Source organism: Paenibacillus sp. P4_E11 (assembly GCF_056401635.1).
The window spans coordinates 1-9,143 of record NZ_JBFUIX010000142.1 but is presented as its reverse complement, the minus strand read 5'-3'; the positions used below and the strand labels follow the sequence as shown (position 1 = coordinate 9,143).

Sequence of the window (9,143 nt, the reverse complement as noted above, 5' to 3'; positions counted from 1 at the left end):
GAATATATCAAATTAATAAAAGATGAAAAAACACTAGATCTTGCTATTGAGTTGTTGGAGAAGCTCGCGAAGGAGAAGTGACAGAATGAAGTATTTCTAAAGCGCGGTCTAACTTATCACGATCCATTGATAATAGTAATTGTTCCAATTCCGCGCGTTTCTGTTCACGTATTCCCATTCTTTCAGCTCCGTTCATTTTATGTTGTTCTCATATTATACGAATGCGTGTTCGTATTTTGCAAGTAAGTAATTCCCATTCTAAAAATAATAGGTGAAACGATGCCCTTCCAGATCGGAAGGAGTCGGCTACCTGAACTGCTTGTAGAACGACATATGACACAAGCAGAATTTGCACGTCGTCTAAATGTTACAGAAGGATACATCTCCAAGATTATCAGCCTCGACAGCACGTTTAGCTATTTAAAGGCAAAACACGCCGCTCATATCCTTGGATGTATCATGGATGATTTGTACGAATTTAAGTAAATTCGGTAGCCGGTTGGGGATTTATCCTCTCCTTCCTGATCAGCACTTGACTGACAGTCAAGTACGGCGTCAAAATATACAACCTATCCCTTGATCTAGGTTGCTGAAAACGAATACTGTAAAAATGGTGCGCAAATAGCCCATCTTCGGCAACCTGTCAACCCTAGCTTACGCTTGAGGGCCATGGCTTTGCGTCCCATCCTTTCGAATGGTTTGCTATTATCGAGATTGGCTGAATTTTCTATAATTGGTCTGACTCAATCATACCACGATGTGTCAGATTGTTCCACTACCATTGGTGTTACGCGAACGGTTCTCAATTAGACTTTAATCGGTCGAACTTCTCTATTACTTTTTGAATATTCCTCCGTGAAATTGCATATTTCAAATCCCCATAGTGGACATATCCGTTTTCAATTTTATCTGCAAGACTGAGATTAACCATTTTCTTTTTATCAACTTGTATAAAACCGTCAGTACCATAAATTGATATGAACTCAACAATTGTTCGCGGCGCTCTATACTTCCCTTTAGTTGTCCGATAATATATATGTGGGCGCGATACTTCGATRCAGATGATGTCTGAATCTTGGACCTCAAACACGTGATTGCGATCATCCAGTAAATACATAAGAAACATCCTTTTTAGCACTATGTTTCCACTCGAAAGTAAAATCATGCACAGCCTATTATAGGCTTTTTCTATCAGGAGGTAACATGGCCTACATCCGACAGCGCGGCGATACCTGGAGCTTCACTATTGATACCGGAAGAGATCCCAAGACAGGCAAACGGAAGCAGAAAACGGTTAGCGGTTTTAAGTCGGAGAAAGAAGCTCGACGCGAGTCTGTCAAATTGGAGATGYAGATTGAAAAAGGCCAGAATGTCAGCGCGCCTAAATTGGCCGACTTTATCGATACATTCTTCGAGGAGCATGTGAAGCATCAGGTATCCCCCATGACCTATCACAATCAGCGTCAGTGGGCCACAAGCTACATTGTACCGGACTTGGGGCATTTCCAGATGGACAAGCTCACTCATCTACGAGTCGAACAGTTCTATAGCGATTTGTTGAAGCGTGAGGTATCAAGAGGAACGATCCGAAACATTTCCCTAGTGCTACGTAAAGCGTTCCGAGCTGCACACAAATGGGGAGTGATCCACAACAACATCATGCAACATGCTTCCCCTCCAACTTACAAGCCAGCTAAAATGAAAGTATGGAACAAGGAACAAGTTCAACACTTTCTCCAGGTGTCCCAGAATAGTCCTAATCATGCCTTGTATGTACTGGCCCTCACATCGGGGATGCGGATCGGGGAAATGCTCGGCCTTTACTGGTCGGACATTGATTTTGAATCGGGGTATATACAGATTAGTCGTAGTTTAAAGTATACGATGCAATCTGGACTCGATACCAAGGAGCCAAAGAACGAACACTCGAAGCGAACAATCAGTTTACCGCATACTACGCTGGAAACCCTGAAAGCGTACAAGGCTGCCACGTTACCAGGGAAGTACATCTTTCACAAGTTCAATGATCCTATCTACCCTCAGGAGGCTTCTAGGCGCTTCCAGAACGATGTTAGCAAGACAGAACTACCAAAGATACGTTTCCACGACATGAGGCATACACACGCCACTATGTTGCTCATGATGGGTGTTAATCCGAAGGTAGTTGCTGAACGTCTAGGACACTCGACAGTGACAACCACATTAGACACTTATTCACATGTTATTCCGTCGATGCAAAAAGAGGTCGCCGCAGCTCTCGATCAACACATTTTTAACTAACAAACCTGTGGATAACTACTGTTTTTCGTGACCACGTGGTCAGAATGGTGAACGAACAAAAAACAAGCCCGAATTGCCTATATATCAAGGCATCTCCGGGCTTTTTGTTATCTTTCATTGTTAAAGATAACAGAACTGTGTGCATTTGTCCAAACGCAAATCCCGACAATGCCAAAAGTTGGTCAATTGTTGTAGGTTCCCAGCTCATATGCTGCAGCATTTCGGATTCATCGCCTGTCAAGACGAGCTCCTCGATCTTCTCACTATTCGTGTATGTAGATTGATTCAAGTTGATCCTTGTTTCGTATTCTTCAAGCACATCCTGTGCACAAGTGACCGTCTTGGCTCCTTGCTTAATTAAGGAGAGTGTGCCTGCGCTCTTCGGCGAAGTAATAGGTCCCGGCACAGCGAATACGTCCCTGGACGCTTCTAATGCTTGATCTGCCGTAATCAAAGAACCGCTCTTGTTCGCTGCTTCTATCACAATGGTCCCTAGGCTGAGTCCAGCAATAATACGGTTTCGTTGTGGGAATAGCCCCGGATGAACCGGCGTTCCAAGTGGGAATTCGGAAACGAGAGCCCCTTTCTCAGCGATCTGAGCGTAGAGACCTTTGTTCTCCGGCGGATATATGGTATCCAATGCACAACCGAGTATACCGATTGTACTACCAGCATCCGTCCGGGTTAAGGCTCCGCGATGCACTTCACTGTCAATTCCGCGAGCGAGTCCACTTACAACTGTCATGCCGGAATGCGCCAACTCCTGTGCCAATTGGAAGGCAACCTTCTTCCCATACGCAGTAGGCGTTCTTGTGCCAACCATCGCGATACAAGGCCGGTTCAACAGGGAGGCATTCCCTTTCACATATAAGATCCATGGGGGTTGGGCGATCTGGCCCAGCCATTCGGGGTACTGCGCATCCAGTCGTGAGATGATCTCGATCCCCCGTATGCGGTAGGCTTCCATCTTCTCAGCTGCGAAAGTATCCGTCATCAATGACAAAATGAGCGATGCTTTGCTATGCGCGATATCCAGATCAACTAACTGCTCCGGCTGTAGGCCAGGCAACTGGTCCAGTGCATGAAGCCGGGTTATTAGCTTGTGAATCGTTTTCCAGCCAATGCCCGGCATTTCGTGCAGGGCGAATAATACGGTTCGGTTATCCATTAGTATATAGCCTCCTTTAATAAAAAAACAACCTTCCAGTTCCTTGGCAGGAAATGGAAGGTTGCTTACCTTCACGATTGAAGCTTATTTACGAGTGGTGCATTTCTCGATCAAGCCTTTCTCTTCAAGAACGCTTACGAGTGTGGAACCCATCTCCGAAGGAGTTGGTGCGACCTTAATACCGCAAGCTTCCATAGTGGCCACTTTCTCAGCTGCTGTACCTTTACCACCAGAGATGATGGCACCAGCATGTCCCATCCGCTTGCCTTCAGGTGCGGTTTGACCACCGATGAAACCGACAACCGGCTTCGTCATGTTCGCCTTTACCCATTCAGCCGCTTCTTCTTCTGCTGTACCGCCGATTTCACCGATCATGATAACCGCGTATGTGTCCGGATCTTCATTGAACAATTTCAGGATGTCGATGAACTCCGAACCTTTCACCGGGTCGCCGCCGATACCAACAGCAGAGGATTGACCGATACCGCGAGTCGTAAGCTGATGAACCGCTTCATAAGTAAGCGTTCCGCTTCGGGATACGACACCTACATGGCCTTTAGTATGAATGTAACCCGGCATAATGCCGATCTTGCACTCATCTGGTGTAATGACACCCGGGCAGTTAGGACCGATCAGGCGAGTTCTCTTGCCTTCCATATACTTGCTCACGCTAACCATGTCAAGTACTGGAATGCCTTCCGTAATACAGATTGCAAGATCCATATCTGCGTCTACAGCTTCCATAATCGCATCTGCTGCAAATGCCGGAGGTACGTAGATAACAGACGCTGTTGCCCCAGTTGCAGCCTTAGCTTCGGCTACCGTATTGAATACAGGCAGTTGAACTGTCGTGCCATTCTCAAGTGTAATATCTACTTTCGTTCCGCCTTTGCCAGGTGTAACGCCACCTACCATTTGAGTGCCGTAGTCAAGGCCGCCCTTCGTATGAAACATCCCTACGGAACCGGTGATCCCTTGCGTAATGACTTTTGTATTTTTATTAACCAGAATACTCATTCGAGTTCATCTCCTCTCAGATTACTTCACGAGCGCTACGATTTTTTGTGCACCGTCAGCCATGGAGTCAGCAGCTACGATATTCAAACCGGATTCGTTCAAAATTTTCTTACCCAATTGCACGTTCGTACCTTCCAGACGCACTACAAGCGGACGATCCAAACCGATTTGCTTGGCTGCCTCAATAACACCGTTCGCAATGACATCACACTTCATGATACCGCCGAAGATGTTAACGAAAATCCCTTTTACTTTGGAGTCGGACAAAATAATCTTGAACGCTTCCGTAACTTTCTCAGTCGTCGCGCCGCCGCCTACATCGAGGAAGTTGGCTGGCTCGCCGCCATAATATTTGATAATGTCCATCGTCGCCATAGCAAGTCCAGCACCGTTAACCATACAGCCGATGTTGCCATCCAGTGCGATATAGCTAAGGTCGAATTTAGACGCTTCGATTTCTTTGGCATCTTCTTCATCCAGATCGCGCAGTTCCACAATATCCTTGTGACGGAATAATGCGTTCGAATCAAAGTTCAGCTTGGCGTCAAGTGCCATAACATCCCCGCTACCCGTAACAACGAGTGGGTTGATCTCAGCAATGGAACAATCTTTCTCAACAAATGCACGGTATAGAGCCGTCATGAATTTGACCGCTTTGTTAACGAGTTCTGTTGGGATCTTGATCGCATAAGCGAGTTTGCGCGCTTGGAAAGCTTGCAGGCCTACAGCCGGATCGATCACTTCTTTGAAAATTTTCTCAGGTGAATGTGCCGCTACTTCTTCAATCTCCGTGCCGCCTTCTTCAGACGCCATCATGACGACTCTTCCAGTTCCACGATCGACAACGACACCGATGTAATATTCTTTCTTAATATCGCAGCCCTGCTCAATCAGCAGACGCTTGACAACTTTACCTTCTGGACCCGTTTGATGCGTAACGAGTGTTTTACCAAGAATCTGACCCGCATATTCGCGAACTTCGTCCAGGTTCTTAGCTACTTTAACACCGCCTGCTTTACCGCGTCCACCTGCATGGATTTGAGCCTTAACGACAACAACGGCTGTTCCTAATTGCTTCGCCGCCTCGACAGCTTCTTCAACGGAAAAAGCTACCTTGCCTTGTGGAACGGAAACCCCATATTGTCTCAGGACTTCTTTCCCTTGATACTCATGGATATTCATTCTCGAATCCTCCTATCAAATATGTTGCTGAAATGTAAAAGAACAGAAAAGCGGGAAAACCTGCCCTACTGTCGAAAAACCCGAAACCTTATGTGTCATCATCTCTTCAAAYACCCGAAAGGGATCTCGGACAGGTTGGCACAAAAAACCTTACCTATTGTACCACTTTTCTTCGACACTTTCCTCATCTTTTTCAAGTAAAATTGTAAAATTTTAATTAAAGATGACATTTGGACAACAATTGTCCCGAAAATAAGGTTTGCGAAGACAAGTATTTCCGAATCCGCCCACTTTTACTATTCCACTGAGCAGGAATTTGATTGTGCATCGCGAATTAGAGTTAAGAGAGGAACAAAAGGAAGCACCTTTTTCCGTTACGAACGCCATGCGGACATATGTCTGCATGAGCGAATCAGGATGGAATGGAGGTGCTTTTTCGTCATGTACGGAAAAGTAATGGGTGCTTGTCTGCAAGGGATCGAAGGAAATCTAATTGAAGTTGAGGTCAATATAAGCAGCGGTTTGCCACAAATCAACATAGTTGGCTTGCCAGACTCGGCGGTCCGGGAATCCGTCGAACGTGTGCGGGCTGCGATCAAAAACTGCGAGCTCCGCTTCCCGCTTGAACGGATTACAGTCAATCTGGCTCCGGCGGACGTCCGCAAAGAAGGGGCATCGTTCGATCTGGCGATAGCAGTAGGCATTATCGTAACTAGTGGACAGCACATAATGGGTGGGATCGAGAACTGCCTTATAGCCGGAGAGCTCGCCCTTGATGGCAGTCTACGTCCGATTCCAGGTGTACTATCCATGGTCGATGCTGCCAAGAAACGTGGGCTCACCCATGTGATCCTGCCACTGATCAACGCCCCGGAAGCACGTTTGATCGAGGGTATTGAGGTTATTGGCTTATCTCACCTAACCGATATAACCAAATCGGCAGACGTTCAATCTTTACAACACCTTCAAGATGAACAATCATCGAACAACGGCGATGCTGAACACGAGTTAACAAACAGCTTGTCGTCATCGACCTATGTCGGTCTTGACGATTACGCCGATGTATGCGGTCAGCAGCATGCCAAGCGGGCTCTACTTGTTGCAGCTTCCGGGATGCACAATATAATGCTTGTTGGACCACCCGGCTCTGGTAAAACGATGCTCATTCGCCGCTTATCCTCGATCCTGCCTCCACTTACAGATCAGGAAGCGCTGGAGGTGACCAAAGTATATAGCGCAGCAGGTGCTATTACGGACCGCAGCCGGTTCATTCGCGTGCGTCCCTTCCGCTCCCCCCATCACACGATCTCATCGGGTGGTCTTGTTGGAGCCGGTTCCATTCCGAAGCCTGGAGAAATCAGTCTCGCGCACAAGGGCGTGTTATTCCTCGATGAAATGCCGGAATTCCCTCGGTATGTACTCGAAGCCTTGCGTCAGCCTCTGGAGGACAGACGTGTCACGATCAGCAGAGCGAAGGCCGTCTATACATTTCCCGCGCATTTCATTCTCGCGGCTTCGATGAACCCATGTCCATGCGGATATTGGGGGGGCGATTCCGACACTACGCCGTGCACATGCAGTCCGCTCAAAATCCAAAATTACAGATCCAGACTATCTGGACCATTGCTTGACCGTATTGACATGCACGTAGAAGTACCTCGCGTAGATTTGCAGACATTATCGGATACCCGACCCGGTTTGTCTTCTGCGGAAATGCGCTCCAGCATGCAGATTGCGCTGGAACGGCAAAAAAGTCGGTACAAAGGAACGAGCACACAGTTCAACGGAGAGTTGTCTGGCCGCCTGCTGCGCCAAGTATGCTCCATTCCCGCGCATGCCGAGCACTTACTGATGCAGTCGTTCGATGCACTCGGGTTGAGCATGCGTGCGCATGACCGCATTCTGAAGATGGCTCGCACGTTGGCCGATCTGGATGATTGCAGCTCGATCCAGGAAGAGCACATCGCGGAAGCGATTCAATATCGGGTGTTGGACAAGAAGTGGGTTTAACTACATGAAGTAAGTCCGATCCCTCAGCGGAATCGGACTAGAAAGCATTTCGTATATAATCCAGCTTATCCAACGTACCATCTGGATGAAACACAGCACATATTACATCGAATCGTACGGGAATTGACTCATTCGTTTTCTTCGCATACATGTACACCTGGGCGGTTTCCCGGACTTTTCTTTGCTTCCGTATATCAATCGATTCTTGACCGGTGCCGAACGTCCCCGTATTCGTGCGTGACCGAACTTCTATGAAGACGAGAAGCTCGTCGTTCTCAGCGACGATGTCGAGCTCTCCGCTGCGGCAACGCCAGTTGCGCGCTGCGATTCGATAGCCGTTCTGCTGCAAATATTCGGCGGCCAGTTGCTCCCCCAGAGCTCCCAGCTCTTGTCGGGTAAGTCGATGACCGCGGGTCAAGAGTCGCCTCTCAAGCTTCTTGCTCTCTGATCGGAGCGATAGATGAAGCTCAAAATTTCCGCTACGAGCTGGTACAGCTCAGGGGGAATTTCCTGATTCAGATCCAGCTTCGATAGCACCTCTACCAAGGAAGGGTCCTCTTGAAGCGGAATCCCGTGTTCCTTCGCACGCCTCATGATTTCCTCGGCTACCGTCCCCCTGCCTTTGGCCACTACAACCGGGGAAGCGTTCGTTTCAGGGGAATATTGGAGGGCGACCGCTTTCTTCGGCGGAGCTTGCTTCTGTTCTTTCATACGCGGATGTCCACTCCCCGATACGGCTTCACTTGATAGACGGACGTAGATGACGTTGCACTCGACTTCTGTCCGCTCTCATCCTCCAGGGTTCCTGTCCCTGTCTGCGACTCCGGGAACGGTGCGCTGCGAAGTGTGACTAACGAATAACCGGATTGCGCAAGTCCTGCCTCGATCTCTTCCCGATAAGCATCGATTAATTCGCTGACGAACGGATGGTCATTATGAACTTGCAATTGGACTTTGCGGTCATACACCTGCACATCAACCAGCGTATCGCCAAGTGATTTCATGCGCAAATCAAATAATAACCTGCAATTCTGCGCATCAATCTGACCCTTCTTGCCTTTGCGCGACTGGACATGAATCGCGGCCGTCTGTTCACCCGCCCCGTTGTTGAAGGGGACAAACAAAGTGATATGTGAAAACACAGCGCTCCGATCCGGACTGAGCAGCAACTGCTGTCCGGTCACATTTTGCAGCGCTTGCTGCACTTGTTCTTTCAAGGCAGGAGGCACCCCATCCGTGTCGGCCAACTGAAGCAGGACACTCTTCAACGTGTCCGTGAATGGCTTGGAGGCTGCCTGATCAGCAAGTTGCGAATCATCCAGCTGTGCGGCGGCTGGAAGGATGTCTGCTGCATCGCGGGTTAAGTTCTTCACGAGCGTATGCTCGTGCTCTACGCCGACCGCCTTCAGCAGGCGGGCGATCCACTCCGGCGCGGCGCCGGGCCGCGTGGCGGGCGGCTCCGCGGCTGCCGCCGAGCGCGCAGCGC

9 protein-coding genes, 1 pseudogene and 1 riboswitch are annotated in these 9,143 nt (G+C 48.6%); of the genes and pseudogenes, 3 read left to right on the top strand and 7 right to left on the bottom strand.

Annotated elements, in window-relative coordinates:
* Positions 1–279 precede the first annotated feature (279 nt).
* A complete protein-coding gene (locus AC1DWB_RS29245; RefSeq protein ID WP_477544624.1) occupies positions 280–486 on the top strand; it encodes a helix-turn-helix transcriptional regulator in 207 nt (68 codons plus the stop codon).
* A 145-nt stretch (positions 487–631) separates the two neighbouring features.
* Positions 632–714, bottom strand: a riboswitch (cyclic di-GMP riboswitch).
* A gap of 88 nt (positions 715–802) precedes the next feature.
* Here the strand turns inward: AC1DWB_RS29245 and AC1DWB_RS29240 are convergent.
* The gene (locus AC1DWB_RS29240) at positions 803–1,117 is read right to left on the bottom strand and encodes a LytTR family transcriptional regulator DNA-binding domain-containing protein (RefSeq protein WP_477544623.1); all 315 of its coding nucleotides are present in this window, start codon (positions 1,115–1,117) and stop codon (positions 803–805) included.
* A gap of 86 nt (positions 1,118–1,203) precedes the next feature.
* Between AC1DWB_RS29240 and AC1DWB_RS29235 the strand changes: the two genes are divergently transcribed.
* A complete protein-coding gene (locus AC1DWB_RS29235; protein ID WP_477544622.1) occupies positions 1,204–2,280 on the top strand; it encodes a site-specific integrase in 1,077 nt (358 codons plus the stop codon).
* Here AC1DWB_RS29235 and dprA read toward each other — a convergent pair.
* The 3 genes from dprA to sucC all read right to left on the bottom strand — a co-directional run bounded on the left by dprA (position 2,273) and on the right by sucC (position 5,647).
* Positions 2,273–3,448 carry a DNA-processing protein DprA gene (gene dprA / locus AC1DWB_RS29230; RefSeq protein WP_477544621.1) on the bottom strand — a complete coding sequence of 392 codons (1,176 nt, stop codon included), beginning with the start codon at positions 3,446–3,448 and terminating at the stop codon, positions 2,273–2,275. The genes AC1DWB_RS29235 and dprA overlap by 8 nt on opposite strands.
* An 84-nt stretch (positions 3,449–3,532) precedes the next feature.
* A complete protein-coding gene (gene sucD / locus AC1DWB_RS29225; RefSeq protein WP_477544620.1) occupies positions 3,533–4,465 on the bottom strand; it encodes a succinate--CoA ligase subunit alpha in 933 nt (310 codons plus the stop codon).
* A 21-nt stretch (positions 4,466–4,486) separates the two neighbouring features.
* Complete coding sequence (sucC, locus tag AC1DWB_RS29220) at positions 4,487–5,647, bottom strand: ADP-forming succinate--CoA ligase subunit beta (protein WP_477544619.1); 1,161 nt, start codon at positions 5,645–5,647, stop codon at positions 4,487–4,489.
* Positions 5,648–6,088: 441 nt separating this feature from the next.
* Between sucC and AC1DWB_RS29215 the strand changes: the two genes are divergently transcribed.
* Complete coding sequence (locus AC1DWB_RS29215; RefSeq protein WP_477544618.1) at positions 6,089–7,657, top strand: YifB family Mg chelatase-like AAA ATPase; 1,569 nt, start codon at positions 6,089–6,091, stop codon at positions 7,655–7,657.
* A gap of 37 nt (positions 7,658–7,694) precedes the next feature.
* Here the strand turns inward: AC1DWB_RS29215 and AC1DWB_RS29210 are convergent, their stop codons facing one another.
* The 3 genes and pseudogenes from AC1DWB_RS29210 to AC1DWB_RS29200 all read right to left on the bottom strand — a co-directional run.
* Positions 7,695–8,075, bottom strand: coding sequence for a YraN family protein (locus AC1DWB_RS29210; RefSeq protein WP_477544617.1), 381 nt, complete (start codon positions 8,073–8,075; stop codon positions 7,695–7,697).
* A complete protein-coding gene (locus AC1DWB_RS29205) occupies positions 8,072–8,368 on the bottom strand; it encodes an EscU/YscU/HrcU family type III secretion system export apparatus switch protein (RefSeq protein WP_477544616.1) in 297 nt (98 codons plus the stop codon). The genes AC1DWB_RS29210 and AC1DWB_RS29205 overlap by 4 nt, the downstream gene beginning before the upstream one ends.
* A pseudogene (locus AC1DWB_RS29200) lies at positions 8,365–9,143 on the bottom strand (hypothetical protein); the annotation flags it as partial. The pseudogene AC1DWB_RS29200 and the gene AC1DWB_RS29205, both read right to left, overlap by 4 nt.